Below are 17,556 nucleotides of genomic sequence, written 5' to 3' on the forward strand. Positions count from 1 at the left end.
TCTTCTCGGCGCTTCATCTGTTGAAAAAGCTTATTACCCTCCGCTAACGGGCGGGATTAATGCGACTATATCTCCTACTTTTATCATCTCTTCATTCGTTACAAACTCTTCATTAATTGCAACCATTACTGTATCCAAGGATTGCAAATGATAACTATCTTTCAACCATTCTTTTAATTGCCCAACAGTCATTTCTTGTTTTTCTGAAATTATTAATTGATCCAATCCGACTTCCTCACGCAAATTTGCAAACAATAAAATTGTAATCATTTTCTCATTCTTCCTTCTTTGGTTTTCCTTCTGGATATGGTGTGTTTTCAAGTTGATCTCCAACCCACATCGTTCCATCTTCCCGAAATTCTTTTTTCCAAATTGGAACGATTCGTTTTATACGTTCAATCGCGTACTCATTCGCTTCATAAGCTACTTTACGATGCGGTGATGAAACTGCAATGACTACCGCAATATCCATGATTTCTAGCCGCCCTACACGGTGCGTAATTGCTACTTTTGCATCCGGCCATCTTTCACTAATTTCTTCACCAATTCTCATAAGTTGTTTTACTGCCATCGGTTTATATGCTTCATACTCTAAATGTAGCGTTCGTTTTCCTTTTGTAAGTTCTCTCACGGTACCAATAAATGTTGTAATCGCACCCACTTCCCTTCTTGCGACTTTATTCGTTACTTCTTCAACTAAAATCGGATTATCTACAATCTCAAATAACACTTGTCCCATTAGAACCACCTCTCACTTTATGAAATGTCCAAGGCCATTCACTACCTTCGTTATCTTCTAATAAAAGAACATCGACAAACATATCTTTTTTATATCCTCTTGTCCCGCCCGGCAATACGATAAACACGTTTGATTCTGCCAATGAGGAAACTGAGCTAGATTTATCAAAACCTGATGGATAAGCTATTAATTTCCCCTCATCATATTGCAATTTCGCTCGTACAAATCTTGTAAATGGATTCGGTTTTAGAAAATCTTCTCCTAATAACGCTTTTTCTCTTTTTAAATGTACTTTTTCACTAAACATATACGCCCGAATACACGGTCTTACGAATAATTCAAACCCTACATAACAAGCTGATGGATTTCCTGATAAACCAAATAATAACTTGCCATTTAATTGTGCTACAGTCGTAACACTCCCTGGCCGCATTGCAACTTTATTGAAAAGAACAGAGGCACCTAACTTTTCGTAAATAGCTGGTAAATAATCGTAATCTCCTACTGATACACCGCCCGTTGTAATTAACATATCCACTTGCCCAAGCGCTTCTTTCACAGCTGTAAAACATGTATTAAAATCATCACTAAACTTCCCAAAATATTTTACTCTGCCGCCTGCTCTTCGAATTTGAGACAATATCATATACGTATTACTATTTCGGATTTTCCCTGGCTGTAATGAATCATCGACATCAAGCAATTCACTCCCAGTCGCTAACAGTCCAATTACAGGCTTTCTCGCAACTGGCACTTCACTATAACCGAATGTAGCAAGAAGAGCTGAAATACCTGGATTAATGTACGATCCTTTCTTTGCAAGAACCGTTCCTTTACGAGCATCTTCACCTTGAAAAGAAATATTGTCGCCCTTTTTGAATGATCGCTTCACTTCCATATAATTGTTGCCATTCTTCTCATATTGACGAGTCAGCTCTAACATAACAACCGCATCACACCCATTCGGAATTTGTGCTCCCGTCATAATTCGAACTGCTTGAAACGGACCTACTTTCTCATGGAATAGCGATCCTGCACCACTTTCACCCACTACTTCAAATACAATTGGCGTTTCATAACTTGCTAAATTAGTATCTTCTGCTCGAATAGCAAATCCGTCATACGGCGAACGATTAAATGACGGTACATCATGGTCAGCTATTAAATCCTCTGCTAATATACGTCCATAAGCTAATTCAATTGGTAATAGCTCCTTTAAGCCTTTATCAGCAAATCCCATCACTTTACGAACAGCTTCTTCAACCGTAATTGGCACTCTTCTTTCCATTGTTGACACCCTCTCTATTAACCGAATACGCGATAATATAGTTGTTTCGCTTTCGAAATATCATTTGTACCATGAATAAAAACACGACCATCTCGAAAAACAACCACGCGGTAATCATCGAATTGGCAAGATAGTAAATACGGATTCCGATCTACTTTCCCCAGTTTTTGTAATACTTTTTCTATATCATCAAAATTGTATTTCCTATTGTCTACTGTTCTAATTTGAACTGTATTTCTTCCGCATAAAACAGCTGCTTTCGTTTGATTTTCGTATGATAAATAAGGATAAGTTCGATTCAAACCGCATGAGAGACAAGCGTCTGTTTTTATTTCCCCTAATTTTATAAAATGATTTTGATTACTCCATATATCAAACATGAAAAATGTTTTTCTAATTGCTGAGAAATCTTCCACTAAAATTTTGAGTGCTTCTGCCAATTGATATGCTGCGACGATTTGAACAGTCGGGCTAATAATTCCAGCGGTATCACATGTCACACCTGTAACAGGAATATTTTTCAGCATACAATGTAAACACGGTGTCTCTTGCGGAATAATTGTATAACTCATACCATACGATCCAACGCAAGAACCATATACCCAAGGAATATTATGTTTTTGTGATAAATCATTTATTACAAATCGAATATCAAAATTATCTGTTGCATCAATGATTACATCTACATTTTTTAATAGACCTTCCATATTTTCTGAAGTTGCATCCATTACGAAAGCATGTATTTGTACTTCCGAATTAATTTGTTCTAACCGATTTTTTGCAGCAATTGCTTTCGGCATTTTCTCTCTCGCATCTTGTTCAGAGTACAATTGTTGCCTTTGTAAATTACTCCATTCAACGTAGTCACGATCAATAATCGTCAACTTGCCAACACCTGCACGTACGAAACTTTCGGCACTTGCACTTCCTAATGCGCCTGCCCCTACAATTAACACATGTTTATTTCGAATTTTTTCTTGTCCTTTACTCCCAATTGGTTTGAACAACTGTTGTCGTGAATACCGATCAGCCATTACATACCCTTCCTCTCAAGAACTCTATTTCATATTAGAATGTTGTTTCTGATAACAAGCAAAGTAAGCAAAACCAACAAACCCAGCTCCTCCAATTACATTTCCGATAAAAACAGGAACAAAATTTTTAGCCAAATCCATCCACGTTAGATGACCAGCAAAAATAACAGCGGAAATGACAAACATATTTGCTACTACTTGCTGAAATCCAATCACTACAAATGCCATAATTGGAATCCAAATTCCGATGATTTTTCCGACAAAATCACTCGTCCCGTAAGCGAGCCAAAGAGCAAGACAAACGAGCCAATTACAACCAATTGCTAAAATTAAAGTTCTTCCAAATGATTCATGTAACTTCCCTTCCGCTATCGCTACTGTTTTATTTAAATACTCTCCCTCTGTTAATCCGCCAAGATGTCCAAAGCAATACGCAACGAAAATTGCCCCAATAAAATTCATGAGAGTAATCCAAACCCAGTTATTCAGTACACTTATCAATGTAATTTTCTTTGCATAAAGCGCCATAGACAGTGACATCATATTTCCCGTAATTAATTCTCCTCCTGCTAATACTACGAGCATAAGTCCAACAGGAAATACCGCTCCTCCTAAAACATTCACTAGACTCCCCCAGCGCTCAGGTAAATTCCCTAAAACTCGAATGTTAAGTAAAAAACCTATCGCAATAAACGCTCCTCCTAAAAAACCGAGAATAAGCATCGCTGGCAATGTCTGTCTTACTTTTTGAACACCGGCCTCAATGACAAGCTCAGCAATTTGTTCCGGCTTATGAAATGCCATTACCCATTCCTCCATTTTCTCCAAATAAAAAAGCAGCTTCAAAAAACCTCCTCAAAATAAAGGTTTTTGAATGCTGCTTAATTTCTCTGCACATCTTTTACAGAGATATCAATCATCACTTTTACTATAAAATAGAAAATCCACAACTCTTGTAAATTCCCCATTTTTCACTATGACGCTAGCTTTATATATTAACCACCGATATGTGACATTTCAATTTTAGGTATTGTATTCTTATTTTTATGATTTAAGCGTTCATCTGAATAACGATCTTCCCTATTATTCCATATATCGCGTACTACATCTGTAATGTCCTCATCTGTATGTTCAGAACGAAGCAATTCTCTTAAATCATTTCCTTTAGAAGCAAATAAGCAAGTATATAATTTTCCTTCTGCAGAAATACGAGCTCTCGTACATGATAAGCAAAAAGAATCTGTTACCGATGAAATAATACCTATTTCCTCGTCGCTTCCTATATAACGATACCTAGTAGCCACTTCACCAGAATAATTTGCTTCTATCCGTTCTAACGGCATAACTTGATGAATCGTATCTACTATTTCTTGTTTAGAGACGACCTCTTTTAAATCCCAACCATTATAATTTCCAACGTCCATATACTCAATAAAACGAAGAATATGCTTGTTTTCCTTAAAGTATTGCGCCATCTGCAAAATGTCCTGTTCGTTTTTTCCCTTTTGAACGACCATGTTTATTTTAATTTTCATTCCAACTTCAGCTGCAGCCTGTATTCCTTCCAGAACCCTTTGCACTTTGCTCCTATTACCATTTAAATAGAAAAACCGCTCTTCTTCTAAGGAATCTAAGCTAACTGTTACACGTGATAGTCCCGCCTTATATAAATCAGGAGCAAATTTTTTAAGTAACGATCCATTGGTTGTTAAACCGATATCTTCTACACCATCTATTTTATGAAGCCGCTCAATAAGCTTTGGAAGCCCTCTTCTAAGTAACGGTTCTCCGCCTGTAATCCGTAATTTTCTCACACCTAAAGAAACGAAAATACGTGTTATCCTTTCAATTTCATCAAAAGATAAAATTTTGTCATTAGACAAAAACGAGTAATCAGGACCAAATATTTCTTCTGGCATACAATATCGACAGCGAAAATTACAGCGATCAGTAACTGAAATACGTAAATCCTTTAACGGACGTTGCAACTTGTCTAATGTAACTGATTTCATCTTCATTGCCTCACTTTTATTTTATATTTAAAACACGCTCTGGATGGGTATACACATTTAAGGAGTGATTACGAATAAATCCTATTGTCGTAATACCTAAATCTTCCGCTAGTTGCAAAGCTAACTCAGTTGGAGCTGATTTTGATAGTATAATTTCACAACCGATTTTTGCAACTTTCAATAATATTTCCGAAGAAATACGACCACTAAAAACAATGATTTTATCTTTTATAGAAATATCGTTTTTTAAACAATAACCGTAAATTTTGTCTAGTGCATTATGCCTACCAATATCCATTCGGCTTAAAATAATACCATTCACATCACATAAAGCTGCATTATGAACCCCGCCAGTATGATGAAACGTATCCGCAGATTGCTGCATTTCTTTCATTAACCGAAAACAATCATCGGCAGCAACCTGTACATGGACACCCTTCATCTTTTTTGCACTTAGTGCATCATTTGCAAAAACAAATCCTTGCCTACTCATACCACAACAAGACGTAATATATCGTTTATTTTGCATTTGTTCATAATACGGACTTACTTTTGTCGTTGTTACATGTACAAATCCTTCTTTCTCCTGCACCCATACACTATCAATATCTTCATACTTTCGAATGATTCCTTCAGATGCTAAGAAGCCTATTACCATATCTTCTATATATTCTGGAGTACTAACCATTGTAACAAACTCCTGTCCGTTCATTTTAATGGTGACAGGAAACTCTGTTACAATGCTGTCCTCTATATGCTTAAATACCTCTTGTTCATAACGAAAGATTTCTCTTTCTACCTGTATCGGTTTCACGATCAGTATCCTTCTCTCACGTTATATTTTTATCAAAAACAAATACCGAAACTGCAATATCTTCTTCTACTTTCATATCTGAAAACAAATTCACTAATTTCGCGCCAACAAGTTCCTCCAAATGTTCACGGGAATTCGCAGCATACACTTCTTGAATCATTTTTGTTCTAGCCAGATGAACCATTTCCGCACCGTCCATCGTACTTGAAATAAATTTTTCAGTAGGTGTTAAGTTTCCATAAAGAGTCGCTATAGCCATATTTTCTGCAAAAACAGTATGAATTCGTTCCGGTCCTTTTCCGAAAAGTTCCTTTCGAAGTTTTCGGATCATATCATTAAATTCATGTACTTTTTTTGACATACAATTATACCTCCCAAAAGCCTCATTTTACTTTATTATATATTTTACCAAAATGAGCCTTCCGCCCAAACTATTTCGTACAAATATTTGGGCGAAAAGGTTCACTTCATGAAGTTTATTCGTCTTTTAACCCTTTCCCCATTCCTTTTAAGAAATGAAGCCCAAACCCGATCGCACGGTTAATATCTGGGTCTTTCAATACTTTCATAAGATCGAATACCCCTACTTTTTTATTACTTTCTAGATGTTCATTACCTTCTTCTAGCCCGACTAATAAACTACCTATAAGCTTTTTCGTAAGTTCTGGGTCAAGTTCAGTTAACGCACCTGCAGCGCCCATCATATTATTAATTAAATTTGTAACAGGCTCACGAGTTACTTGACCTAGAACAATCTTCGCAATTGGTTCTTTCGCTTTTAGCATAGAATTTGCAGCTTCTAGCATTCCAATGTCATTTAATTCCCCTACTATATTAAACATCTGATTTAGAGCTTCTTCATTATTAGTTAGAAGCTCTTTTAAATCATCTAACTTTTGCTGTTTTATTTCTTCCTCAGTTAATTCTTGTTTTTGAATCATTTTTATAGGTGCAGCCATAGTTTTCTCCTCCTACTTATCCGTTAAATGCACATACCCTGTACGTGCCCACTTACGATGTACCTCAATTCCAGCTTGAGGGTGACGTTTTTTATTGCGTGGGTTCGCTTTTGGCATCGGATTTTCGCCATCAACTTCTAACACTTCCATACGTACTTTCGTTTGTTTATACGCAGGTGTATTCGTACGTACATCCACAGCAGGACCTGTTAAGAAATTAATTGCCGTTTCGTTATCTGTAGAGTTCATCGGTAAATATAACTCATTCGCTTTTACACGATCTGTAACGAGTGCACGTAATTTTAATGCTCCAAAAGGAGAGACAAGACGAACTAACGAACCTGTTTTTACGCCACGTTCTTTTGCAAGGTCTGGAGAGATTTCAACGAAAACACCAGGTACTTTCGTTTGAATACCTGTTGATTTATTTGTCATATTCCCTTCATGGAAATGCTCAAGCATACGACCGTTGTTAATGTGAAGGTCAAACTCGGCTGGAAATTCAGCTGGACGTACCCAGTCAGCAATCGCAAAACGAGCTTTTTTATCTGGGAAGTTAAATCCATCTTGGAACAGAAGTGGTGTATTCGTTCCATCAAAACTTCCCCAATGGAAACTGTTCCATCCTTCAAGCACTTCATAGTTCGCTTGCGAGAACAATGGTGATAAACTTGCCATTTCAGCAAAGATTTCACTTGGGTGGCTATAATTCCAGTTTGCACCTAGTTTATTCGCAACTTCCTGGACGATCCACCAGTCTGGTTTCGCATCTCCTAGCGTAGGAAGAACTTGATATAATCTTTGGACACGGCGCTCTGTATTTGTGAAAGTACCTTCTTTCTCAAGAGATGGCGCTGCTGGTAATACAACATCTGCATATTGAGCAGTTTTAGAAAGGAAAACATCTTGCACAACGAAGAAATCAAGGCTCGTTAACACTTCATGTACATGATTTGCATTAGAATCTACAAGAGCCATATCTTCTCCGACAAGATACATTGCTTTCATTTTTCCTTCGTCAATTGCGTGAAGCATTTCAATATTATTAAGACCTGGTTCACTATCAATTTTCACTCCGTAAGCAGTTTCAAATTTCGCACGTTCCATTTCGTTAGTAACGTGCTGATATCCTGGAAGCCATCCTGGTAAAGTACCCATATCACAAGCACCTTGTACGTTATTATGACCTCGAAGTGGGTATGCACCTGCTCCTGGACGACGATAGTTCCCTGTTGCAAGAAGTAAGTTTGAAATCGCAGCGGAAGTATCAGAGCCACCTGTATTTTGCGTTACTCCCATCCCCCAAAGGATACATGTACCATCTGCATCACGAATCATTTCAGCCATTTGAATAAGTGTTTCTTTTGAAATACCAGTCATTTCTTCTCCATATTCAAGTGTATATTCTTTCAGGCTCTCTTTGAAATCTTCAAAGAAGTTTACATTCTCATTAATAAATTCTTGATCATGCCAACCTTGATCAATCATATATTTCGTAACAGCCATTAACCATACTTGATCTGTTCCTTGTTTTGGACTAATAAAGACATCTGATCGCTCTGCCATTTCTGTTTTACGAAGATCAGCTACAATTAACTTTTGTCCGTGTAATTTATGTGCACGTTTAATACGTGTAGCTAAAACAGGATGACCTTCTGTCGGATTACATCCTACAATAATAACAAGACCAGATTGCGCAATATCTTTAATCGTTCCTGCATCACCGCCCATACCAATTGTACGGAACAAACCATCCGTTGCTGGTGATTGGCAATAACGTGAGCAGTTATCAATATTATTCGTTTCAAATACTTGTCGGGCTAGTTTTTGAATAACGTAATTGTCTTCATTCGTAATTTTAGATGAAGAAATAAAACCGATAGCATCTTTACCATACTCTTCTTTAATCGATCCTAATTTACTTGCAACTACATTCAATGCTTCTTCCCATGTAGATTCAACAAACGTTCCATTTTTACGAATTAAAGGTTTTGTAATTCGTTCTTTAGAATTTACGAAATCCCAACCAAATTTCCCTTTTACACAAGTGGAAATTGCGTTAACTGGTGCATCTGAAGATGGCTGTACTTTAAGGATTTTACGCCCCTTCGTCCACACTTCAAACGAACAACCTACACCACAAAATGTACATACTGTTTTCGTTTTCTTCGTACGAGTATCACGCATGGCCGCTTCCACTTCTGATACCGCAAAAATACCGCTATATCCAGGCTCAACTTCTTTAATTAAATCTACCATCGGTTCAAGAATATCTGGTTTTAATCCCGTCATAAATCCAGCTTCACCGAGCATCGTTTTCTCCATTAAAGCGTTACAAGGGCAAATCGTTACACATTGACCACAGCTAACGCATGAAGAATCATTAATATTTACTCCTTCATCCCAAATAACTCGTGGGCGTTCCGCTTCCCAGTCTATCGATAACGTTTCATTTACTTGTAAGTTTTGACACACCTCAACGCATTGACCGCATGCAATACATTGATTAGGGTCATAGCGATAAAACGGATGCGTCATATCAACTTCACTTACATCTACTTTCGGTTCATAAGGATATTTTTGATGTTCGATTTCCATTAATTCTGCTGTATTATGCAGTTTACAGTTCCCATTGTTATTGTCACATACTGTACAGTATAATAAATGATTTTCTAGTAACCGATCCATCGCCTCTGTTTGTGCTTCTTTTGCGCGAACAGAAGCACGTTCAATGTCCATACCTTCCGTTGCTATCGTCGAACAAGAACGCATTAACTTTCCGTCAACTTCTACAATACAAGTGTCACATGTTTGAATAGAATCTACTTCTGGCACGTAACAAATTTGCGGATGTTCAATCCCGTTCTCATTAATCACACCCAATATCGTTGAACCAGGCTCCGCTGCATACTTTTTTCCGTCAATTGTAATATGAACCATGTTGTCATTCATGGTCTTTCCCCCTTTTTGAGAATAAAAAAACTCCACCACGAAAATATACGCACCACATTTTTGGCACGCTATTATCATGGTGGAGTAGTTTATTAGCACATCTTGCTAAAATACCAATCCATTTATTCATAAATAAAACGATAGATTCATAACAGGTCATATCACGATTCCATCTTTAACACTATAATTATAGCGTTAAATGTACAAATATACAATATAAATTTTAAACTGCGCATATGTCTGTATGTAACTATCCATAATAACCCATATAAAGTTCAACGAGGAATAAGGTGAATATATGGGTTCTTTTCGAAAATGGATAAGGGGCGAAAAATCTTTCTCTACACACGAGCAATCTGAAACTGTATTACATAAAGAAATTTCTTCCTCCATGCCGCTTAATCTTAAACACTTATCCAAATTATTTAGTGGTATTCCAGAATTAATTACACGCACTTTCCCGTTAAAAAACGGAAAAGAAGCTGCTCTTATATATATGGAAGGACTTGTAGATAAAACTGTTATTAATGTAGATATTCTTCGGCCTCTCTTATTTAAAGAATGGAATGAAGACGATTTTTGGGAATCTTCTGTTTCTATAGGGAATATTAAAAAAGTTCAGAAGTGGATAGACATTGAGCAATCTCTCTTACATGGCAAAAGTATTTTATTTATAAACGGTCAATTATCGGCTTTAGAACTAGATACACAAGCGGCGCCAAAAAGGAGCATTGAAGAACCTACAACAGAGACTTCCATAAAAAGCTCACACGAAGGATTTAATGAAGTGGCAAGTGATAGTATCGCACTTATTCGTCGCTATATTCCAAATCGCGAATTAAAAGTGAAGGAATTCACTGTTGGCGAACGAGCAACCTCTAAAGTTTTTTTACTTTATCTTGCAGATGTTGCAAACGAAGATGTTGTACAAGATATGGCATGCCGCATCGAATCAATCAAAGTAGATGCTATTCTTACTACCGGTGAATTAGAAGGATTTGTTGAAGATAATTCCTATACTCTCTTCCCACAATTGTCTATCACTGAACGTCCTGACACAACGGCACATCATATTTTGAATGGGCGAATCGCTGTTGTTGTAGATCGCTCACCAGGCGTATTAATAGGACCTATGACCTTTTCATCCTTTTTTCAGACGATAGATGATTACAGCTTCAGACCTATGATTCCATCTTTTATACGACTTCTTCGTTTCACTGGGCTATTTATTGCAATATTTGCTCCTGCTCTTTATATTGCTATGATTTCCTTCCATTATGAAGTAATTCCGCTCAAATTGTTGTTAACGATTGGAGAATCTCGAGCCAAAATTCCTTTCCCCCCCATATTAGAAGCTTTATTAATGGAATTAGTTCTCGAAATGCTCCGAGAAGCAGCGATTCGGCTTCCTGGGCCTGTTGGACAAACAATCGGCGTCGTAGGAGGAATTGTAATTGGACAAGCTGCGGTTCAAGCTGGGATTGTTAGTAACGTTATGGTTATCGTCGTATCAATTACTGCGGTTGCCTCTTTCATTATTCCTAACTTAGAAATGTCAGCAGGAATTCGGCTTCTTCGATTCCCAATGATGATAGCAGCCTCTTTATTTGGCGTCATTGGAATTATGGTTGGAATGGCAATCATTATCATCCATATTCTTTCTATGGAATCACTTGGTGTGCCATATGGTAGTCCTTTTTCTCCGTCACATGCTTCGGACTTAAAAGATACCCTTGTACGTTTCCCATGGAAAATCATGAAGAAACGGCCACTATCTCTACAATTAAAACAAAATAACCGGCAAAGCGATGTTGAGGAAAAGGAGGAGAATAAGTGACAAAACGTGCAAAGAGGGAAATCACTTTATTTCAATACATTTTAACTATTAGTGGTGTTCAAGTCGGATTCGGCGTACTTACACTCCCGCGTGAAGTTGCACAAGGGGCGAATACAGATGGCTGGATGTCTATTATTATCGGATGTGTCATTACTACTTTAGTCAGTCTATGTATTGTAAAAATTATGGAAAAACATCCAGGATATACTTTACTTGATGTGCTGATACGCTATCTTGGAAAATGGCTAGGAAGAGTAGTAATGATTTTTTGGATTTTATATGCTGTACTCGCAGCTGTTTCCTTAATTTTTTCCCTCTTATACGTTATTCACATTTGGATTTTACCTAGATCTCCTATGTCTTTAATTATGATTTTGCTATCTATTCCAATGCTTATGCTTGCATGTAAAGGAGCACTTATTATTAGTCGTTTTGCTGTTTTCACTGTCATCTTTACACTTTGGATGCCATTATTATTATTTATTCCTCTTAAAGATGGGCATTTTATATATCTACTTCCTCTTATCAAGGAAGGATGGCTACCAATTATAAACACCGTGAAATCAACTATCATTGCGTTTCTCGGATTCGAGTTTTCGTTTGTCCTTTATCCTTATTTAACTAACAAAGCATCTGCAAAAAAAGGAATCGTTATTGCGAATTTGATTACGTTATTTATTTATCTTCAAATCACGTTCGTTTCTTTTATTTATTTTAGTCCAGATGGTATAACAAAGTTTTTATGGCCGACACTTTCTCTTGTTACACCGTTTCACTTCTCATTTCTTGAGCGATTTGAAATTATCTTTTTGTCATTTTATCTCTTTATTATTTTTGATTCCTGTATTCCTTATATTTTCACTGCTTCAGATGGAATTAATCAATTACTTAACAAAAAAGGCAGTTCATTACCTATTTATTTTTTATTATTCGGATGTATTTTCATCTTATTCTTTTATATCCCTTCTTCTTATCAGATAAGTGCGTTGCGGGAATTTTGGGGAACTGCTAGTTATTTTATCGTTTTTCTATTCCCAGTGGTATTTCTCTTATACATGACACTTTATCAGCATTGGAAAAGGAGAAAAATTTAAATGAGACGTTGTATTCATTTTATTATATTTTGTTTCCTCATAATTTTTTTAGTAGGCTGTGAAGATCGGCTTGATTTAGAAAAACAATCCATCTCATTAATTTACGGTTTTGACGCAAAACCAAAAGGAAAATTAATTGTGTATCACGTAAACCCTATTTTTAATGAAGATGTAGAGAAAAAGTACGAAATTCATGAAGCGAAAGTACATACACCCCGAGAAGCAAAAGATACGTTTAACAGTTCAAGCAGCGGTTTAGTGTCCACAGAAAAGTTACAGCTCATATTGTTTAGCACAAATTTTTTAAAACAAGAAGGAGCTATGCCTTATCTGGATGTTTGGTATCGCGATCCTAAAAATACAGGAAATATGCGCATGGTTGCAGTAGATGGCCCCATTTCTTCTGTTATATATAATAATTTCAAAGATAAGCCTGCTCTTCCTGAATATTTAACAGATTTAATTAATACGAACAAACTATACAATCGGACCGTGTTTACGACATTCCATGAATTTCATAGACAAACTTTTAATAAAGGCGTAACTCCTGCTATTTCAGAAATAAAAAAAGGGAAGAAAGATGTTATTGTTACCGGTTCGGCACTATTAACTTCTCGTGGAACTTATAAGATGTCTTTAAATCGCTATGAAAGTGCCCTTCTTCTTATGGTGCAAAAGAAAGCTAATATACCCGTTTCACTTACAATGAAAATCCCCTCTAATTTAGTTGAAAGTAATAGCCATCTAAAAGATACAAAAGGCGACGATTTCATAACAATAAACGTTCTTAGTATGAATCATGATATCGATACAGACTATAGCGATAACCGCTTCAAATTTAATATTAAAATGGATTTAAAAATTGCCGTATCTGAACTTACATTCAACATGGATATAGATAAAGATAGAAAGAAATTAACTTCTCTTATTACAAAACAACTAAACAAAGATTTAAACGAATTAATCTACAAAATTCAAAAACAGCAACTCGATCCATTCGGATTTGGTGATTATGCGAGAGCATTTCACTATAAAGAATGGAAACAAGTTGAAGATGATTGGCCACGTGCCTTTTCAAAAGCTAATGTGAAAGTAGCACCAACTATTAAAATTTTAGAAAATGGGATTATTAAATAGAAAAAACACGCTACTTGCTCTTATACGTTTAAAGAGCAAGTAGCGTGTTATCATTTTTTATTTTGAAGCTTATGCAGTTACGCTTCTGTTTCTGGTTCTTCGTTTTCCGCTTGTTCCAACCTTTGCTGCTCCGCAAGTTCAGCTGAAATCATTCCATAATAAATTTCTGGATATAATCCAAATATTTGATATACACTTCCTAAAAACGGCATCAGAATCCCTCTTTTCTAAAGTTGTATTGCCACTTTTAAGGATTCCCTTTTCATTCATTATACATTCGTTTTTGGCGTTTCTTCTTCATCTTGAACACTTAATAAATTTTGCCATTTTTTATACGGAGCGCTATTTGGATCTACATATCCTTTTGCATGCGAGCGATCCCACAATTGTTTAATAAACATTTCTTTCTCTTTCTTTGCCACCATATCGGCACCTGTACCGTAATAGTTCTGGAAATACAACTCGATTTCATCAAGGAATAGTCTTAATAATTCATCTGATGTTTCTTCTAACGTCGGATCATACTTCGCTTCACGGTCATACATTAAAATCATGTCTAAAAGATTGTGGACATGTTCTTTTCTAAGCCATCTTACATCTTGGGCTCCTAATACGAACGGATGTGTATATAAATGTCCACCTTGTATCATCGCCTTTTCTTGCTCTTCTTCAAATCGTGACAAGATGTTTTCATAAATAAACGGATTATGAAGCAATGCTCTGTGTAATTTATAACTTTCGCTTGAAATATTTTTCCCCATCGACTGAATTAAAAAGCTACGTCCCACACCGTTATATTGATACACAAACTGTCCATCAACAGCAACTAAACTAATCCAGCGATACATATATGCGTATAGTAATGCACGATTACATTTATCATAATCTAATTTTGTTTGAGTCGCGTTTAAATCTGGCATAAAGGCTGGTAAGTGCCAATACTTATCTAAATGCGGCGTTAAACTAGATTTTTTACTATTTAATTTGTTTACACGGCGATAATACGATTGGAAATAGTCACCTTTATCATTCATAAATCCGTTTGAAATATGTCCTGATGATAATTTAGGAAAGTCTTGCAGCGATAAGCCGTAATGTGCTCGATAACAGATCACTTCAAATGGCGAAAAGGCTTCATGTACTGTATCTTTTTCTTTAAACATTTCTTGAATTAATTCCTCTTGCAGCTCTTTCTTTAAAGAAGGATGTATACCCCAATATTGTAATTCCCTATGATGAGCAACTTTCGGAACGAATGGACTCGCTAAATGGAACAGGTCTTCAATTTTTTCACGAACGTATTCATCGCGATCACGTTTCTTATAATCCGCTTCTTTTCGCAACGCCTCAATGATATTCAGTTCTAATTTATCACGATAGCGTACTTGCAGTTCGTCATAACAATAGCTCAGTATATGTTCTCGGTAGAAATCCTCTACCTTTTTCGACTGAATCTCTTCTGTTTTCGCATCACGACAATATTCCCCGTACAAACTCATATAAATTTCCGCTGATATATCTTTCGGTAGTACACCTAAATTTAAATGTTGCTGCATATCTTGCCATATCTTTTCTTGCAGCTGTTCCTCAGCTAATACATATACATTCGTCGGGTTTGTTTTCCCTTCAAATTCCTTACTGCGCTTTTGGATTTCAAACAATAAATTTTCACGTGTTTCATGTAAATTATCAAAAAACCTTTCCCAATATTGAATCATTTTATTAACTGTTTGATATAGCGATTGATACACAAGTTCTAATAGCATTTCTTTTCGATATTCATTTAATTTGTGTACATATTGCGTTACGATGTCTTCAAATTCTCTTTTGAATAAACGTTGCTGATTATTAATCATTTTTCCAAACCAGCCTTGTTGTTGAGCAATTTCTACTCGGCGTACAGCCGTTACCGTTCCATCGATATTACCCACATTAAATTTTTTATCGTAGTTTTGAATTACATTACGCTTTTGTTCATTATTTTCATGTAGTCGATTCATTTTTTCTACTAACTGCTTTCGAATTTCATATAACATAAAACGTGCTGCTACTGGGTGAACTGGATCTGTTTTCTTTAAAAACCATGTATTTAGTTGATAGGACTGCCCTTCAGAACCACTTGGTGAAAAGCGGTCTGATTCAATCATGTCATATAAAAGTGTCGTTACATGTTCATGTACACGGCTCGGAATCGCATACGCATATAAACGCACCGCATGATCCACTCTTGCCACTTCACCTTTCATTTGTTCCATCATTTTCAGCTTCGCAGCTGAAATTTTACACTCATGTTGCAGACGATTTAATTCCTCATCTTTTTGCACCGTGCGTTGTACATAACTTTCTACAGCTTCTAAAAACAGTTTTGATTTCGCAACTCCGAGCTTACCACCCTCTGCTCCTTCACGCGTTTCATTGTACATTTGTCTATAGAAAATATGAGCTTGCTCTGGACGGGTAGCAAGATGTTCCAAGTCCTCTAAATAACTTTTACCTCTCTCCGGCTTTTCACGCTGCATCCCACGTTTTACATCTTGGTCATATCTTTGCTTCTTCTCTTGAAACAGTTGATCTAAATGAAGCCACGATTCATCTAAACCTTGCACAGCCCATTTTAAAGCACAATATTTTAACACATGCTCATACGGATAAATGAGTTTTGCCGTTCCTGCCCCGCAATATCGTCCTTTTCCGCTTGATTCTGCTAATTGCTGAATTTGATTGTCTTCCTGTGCAAAATGACTTGTAGACATCGGGCTAAATAACTGTAAATAAATTGTATTTGCCATTTGCTCCATATAATCTGATAAATTGTGCAAATGGTGTCCATGTAGGTTTTCGTAGTCGTATAAGAAACAATAATTGTACGGTAAATGATGTTGTTTAATTGTATGATTCGTTCTTCCGTCTTCATCTACTTGATCAGGGCGATACTCTAATTCAATTGTTACCCCGCCGCGTTTTGATAATTCTCCAGTAGAACCGAGCGTAATAGCATGTAATTCTTTTAACGATGCATATCCGTTTGCTTGCACCGTCTCAAACTCTTTCGCACTAACTGTTCTCGTCTTTACTAAAACATCAGGCATTAAAAACGCACCGCGTATTAAAATGTTATGATGCTGCAATTTTTTCCGAAGCATTTCACGTAAATATAATGCAATTTGTAGAAACATCCCCGAACCTGTTCCGCCTGCTAGTGATGTTACTATAATGACACGCACACCATATTCTGTTTGATCACTTGTAACTGGAAAAATTTTCTCGATTTCTTGCCAAAAAGAGGTCAATTTATCTTCTTTCATCGCAGCACGTAACGCTAAACGTGAAATGACACGTAACTGTCCTGCTCCTTCTGTTAATGGTTTATCAAGTATAGTCGGATCCATCGGAAACCACTCTGGAATCGTTGGATCTCCCGCAATATACTCCCTAGGCGTTTTACTAGAACTTGTTTGTGTCTTAAACTTTCGAATATGATCAAATTTACTCAAAGTATTCACATCTGTATCAAATACGTGCATTGCTACCTTTTTTCGGCGCTCTTCAGGCAGTTTTTCATATATTTGATGCGTCACAGTACTACCGATTCCACCTAAACCAATTAATATTGTTGGAACTTGTAATGTCATGTGAACCACCTTCCTATTCTTGCTTGTTTGAAAAAAGGGAAAGAGAATCAATACTCCA

The 17,556-nt window shown here is 36.5% G+C and carries 15 protein-coding genes; 3 read left to right on the forward strand and 12 right to left on the reverse strand.

Going from position 1 to position 17,556, the window contains the following annotated elements; genetic code table 11:
- Positions 1 to 33 precede the first annotated feature (33 nt).
- From moaD to fdhF, 10 genes are all read right to left on the reverse strand, one after another.
- Positions 34 to 270: a molybdopterin converting factor subunit 1 gene (moaD, locus tag BCG9842_RS17465; protein ID WP_000628473.1), complete on the reverse strand. Its 237-nt coding sequence runs from the start codon at positions 268 to 270 to the stop codon at positions 34 to 36.
- A 4-nt stretch (positions 271 to 274) separates the two neighbouring features.
- Positions 275 to 739, reverse strand: a complete 465-nt coding sequence (moaE, locus tag BCG9842_RS17470) for a molybdopterin synthase catalytic subunit MoaE (protein WP_000531885.1) — start codon at positions 737 to 739, stop codon at positions 275 to 277.
- On the reverse strand, positions 720 to 2,027 hold the full coding sequence (locus BCG9842_RS17475) for a molybdopterin molybdotransferase MoeA (protein ID WP_000442188.1): 1,308 nt from the start codon (positions 2,025 to 2,027) through the stop codon (positions 720 to 722). Before BCG9842_RS17475 ends, moaE begins: the two co-directional genes overlap by 20 nt.
- 17 nt (positions 2,028 to 2,044) lie before the next feature.
- Positions 2,045 to 3,061: a molybdopterin-synthase adenylyltransferase MoeB gene (locus tag BCG9842_RS17480; RefSeq protein WP_000785262.1), complete on the reverse strand. Its 1,017-nt coding sequence runs from the start codon at positions 3,059 to 3,061 to the stop codon at positions 2,045 to 2,047.
- Between the two features lie 24 nt (positions 3,062 to 3,085).
- Complete coding sequence (locus tag BCG9842_RS17485) at positions 3,086 to 3,865, reverse strand: formate/nitrite transporter family protein (protein ID WP_000863998.1); 780 nt, start codon at positions 3,863 to 3,865, stop codon at positions 3,086 to 3,088.
- A gap of 191 nt (positions 3,866 to 4,056) precedes the next feature.
- Positions 4,057 to 5,073 carry a GTP 3',8-cyclase MoaA gene (gene moaA / locus BCG9842_RS17490; RefSeq protein ID WP_000844114.1) on the reverse strand — a complete coding sequence of 339 codons (1,017 nt, stop codon included), beginning with the start codon at positions 5,071 to 5,073 and terminating at the stop codon, positions 4,057 to 4,059.
- Between the two features lie 16 nt (positions 5,074 to 5,089).
- Positions 5,090 to 5,887: a formate dehydrogenase accessory sulfurtransferase FdhD gene (gene fdhD, locus BCG9842_RS17495; RefSeq protein ID WP_000802664.1), complete on the reverse strand. Its 798-nt coding sequence runs from the start codon at positions 5,885 to 5,887 to the stop codon at positions 5,090 to 5,092.
- Positions 5,888 to 5,903: 16 nt separating this feature from the next.
- Positions 5,904 to 6,248, reverse strand: a complete 345-nt coding sequence (locus BCG9842_RS17500) for a DUF2294 domain-containing protein (RefSeq protein WP_000039580.1) — start codon at positions 6,246 to 6,248, stop codon at positions 5,904 to 5,906.
- A 115-nt stretch (positions 6,249 to 6,363) separates the two neighbouring features.
- Entirely contained in the window at positions 6,364 to 6,846 is a 483-nt protein-coding gene (locus BCG9842_RS17505) for a DUF1641 domain-containing protein (protein ID WP_000729897.1), read from the reverse strand.
- A 12-nt stretch (positions 6,847 to 6,858) separates the two neighbouring features.
- Complete coding sequence (gene fdhF, locus BCG9842_RS17510; RefSeq protein ID WP_000999389.1) at positions 6,859 to 9,798, reverse strand: formate dehydrogenase subunit alpha; 2,940 nt, start codon at positions 9,796 to 9,798, stop codon at positions 6,859 to 6,861.
- A 298-nt stretch (positions 9,799 to 10,096) separates the two neighbouring features.
- Here fdhF and BCG9842_RS17520 point away from each other — a divergent pair, with 298 nt between their 5' ends.
- The 3 genes from BCG9842_RS17520 to BCG9842_RS17530 are packed head-to-tail and all read left to right on the forward strand — an operon-like array spanning position 10,097 to position 13,866.
- Positions 10,097 to 11,635 carry a spore germination protein gene (locus BCG9842_RS17520; RefSeq protein ID WP_000534545.1) on the forward strand — a complete coding sequence of 513 codons (1,539 nt, stop codon included), beginning with the start codon at positions 10,097 to 10,099 and terminating at the stop codon, positions 11,633 to 11,635.
- Positions 11,632 to 12,729: an endospore germination permease gene (locus BCG9842_RS17525; RefSeq protein ID WP_000166526.1), complete on the forward strand. Its 1,098-nt coding sequence runs from the start codon at positions 11,632 to 11,634 to the stop codon at positions 12,727 to 12,729. The genes BCG9842_RS17520 and BCG9842_RS17525 overlap by 4 nt, the downstream gene beginning before the upstream one ends.
- Positions 12,730 to 13,866, forward strand: a complete 1,137-nt coding sequence (locus tag BCG9842_RS17530; protein WP_001250481.1) for a Ger(x)C family spore germination protein — start codon at positions 12,730 to 12,732, stop codon at positions 13,864 to 13,866. It begins immediately after the preceding gene.
- 77 nt (positions 13,867 to 13,943) lie between these two features.
- Here BCG9842_RS17530 and BCG9842_RS17535 read toward each other — a convergent pair whose 3' ends face one another.
- Complete coding sequence (locus BCG9842_RS17535; protein WP_001116178.1) at positions 13,944 to 14,078, reverse strand: hypothetical protein; 135 nt, start codon at positions 14,076 to 14,078, stop codon at positions 13,944 to 13,946.
- A gap of 57 nt (positions 14,079 to 14,135) precedes the next feature.
- A complete protein-coding gene (locus BCG9842_RS17540) occupies positions 14,136 to 17,498 on the reverse strand; it encodes a tubulin-like doman-containing protein (protein WP_000175112.1) in 3,363 nt (1,120 codons plus the stop codon).
- Positions 17,499 to 17,556: the final 58 nt, after the last annotated feature.

Origin of the sequence: Bacillus cereus G9842 (genome assembly GCF_000021305.1) — a bacterium.
Classification (GTDB): domain Bacteria; phylum Bacillota; class Bacilli; order Bacillales; family Bacillaceae_G; genus Bacillus_A; species Bacillus_A thuringiensis_S.

Excerpts from the sequence above, each read along its gene's own strand:
- moaE (WP_000531885.1), bottom strand. The coding sequence starts at position 739 with ATGGGACAAGTGTTATTTGAGATTGTAGATAATCCGATTTTAGTTGAA.
- BCG9842_RS17480 (WP_000785262.1), bottom strand. The coding sequence starts at position 3,061 with ATGGCTGATCGGTATTCACGACAACAGTTGTTCAAACCAATTGGGAGT.
- BCG9842_RS17540 (WP_000175112.1), bottom strand. The coding sequence starts at position 17,498 with ATGACATTACAAGTTCCAACAATATTAATTGGTTTAGGTGGAATCGGT.
- BCG9842_RS17500 (WP_000039580.1), bottom strand. The coding sequence starts at position 6,248 with ATGTCAAAAAAAGTACATGAATTTAATGATATGATCCGAAAACTTCGA.
- BCG9842_RS17530 (WP_001250481.1), top strand. The coding sequence starts at position 12,730 with ATGAGACGTTGTATTCATTTTATTATATTTTGTTTCCTCATAATTTTT.
- BCG9842_RS17505 (WP_000729897.1), bottom strand. The coding sequence starts at position 6,846 with ATGGCTGCACCTATAAAAATGATTCAAAAACAAGAATTAACTGAGGAA.
- BCG9842_RS17485 (WP_000863998.1), bottom strand. The coding sequence starts at position 3,865 with ATGGCATTTCATAAGCCGGAACAAATTGCTGAGCTTGTCATTGAGGCC.
- fdhF (WP_000999389.1), bottom strand. The coding sequence starts at position 9,798 with ATGAATGACAACATGGTTCATATTACAATTGACGGAAAAAAGTATGCA.
- BCG9842_RS17475 (WP_000442188.1), bottom strand. The coding sequence starts at position 2,027 with ATGGAAAGAAGAGTGCCAATTACGGTTGAAGAAGCTGTTCGTAAAGTG.
- moaA (WP_000844114.1), bottom strand. The coding sequence starts at position 5,073 with ATGAAATCAGTTACATTAGACAAGTTGCAACGTCCGTTAAAGGATTTA.
- BCG9842_RS17520 (WP_000534545.1), top strand. The coding sequence starts at position 10,097 with ATGGGTTCTTTTCGAAAATGGATAAGGGGCGAAAAATCTTTCTCTACA.
- BCG9842_RS17535 (WP_001116178.1), bottom strand. The coding sequence starts at position 14,078 with ATGCCGTTTTTAGGAAGTGTATATCAAATATTTGGATTATATCCAGAA.
- moaD (WP_000628473.1), bottom strand. The coding sequence starts at position 270 with ATGATTACAATTTTATTGTTTGCAAATTTGCGTGAGGAAGTCGGATTG.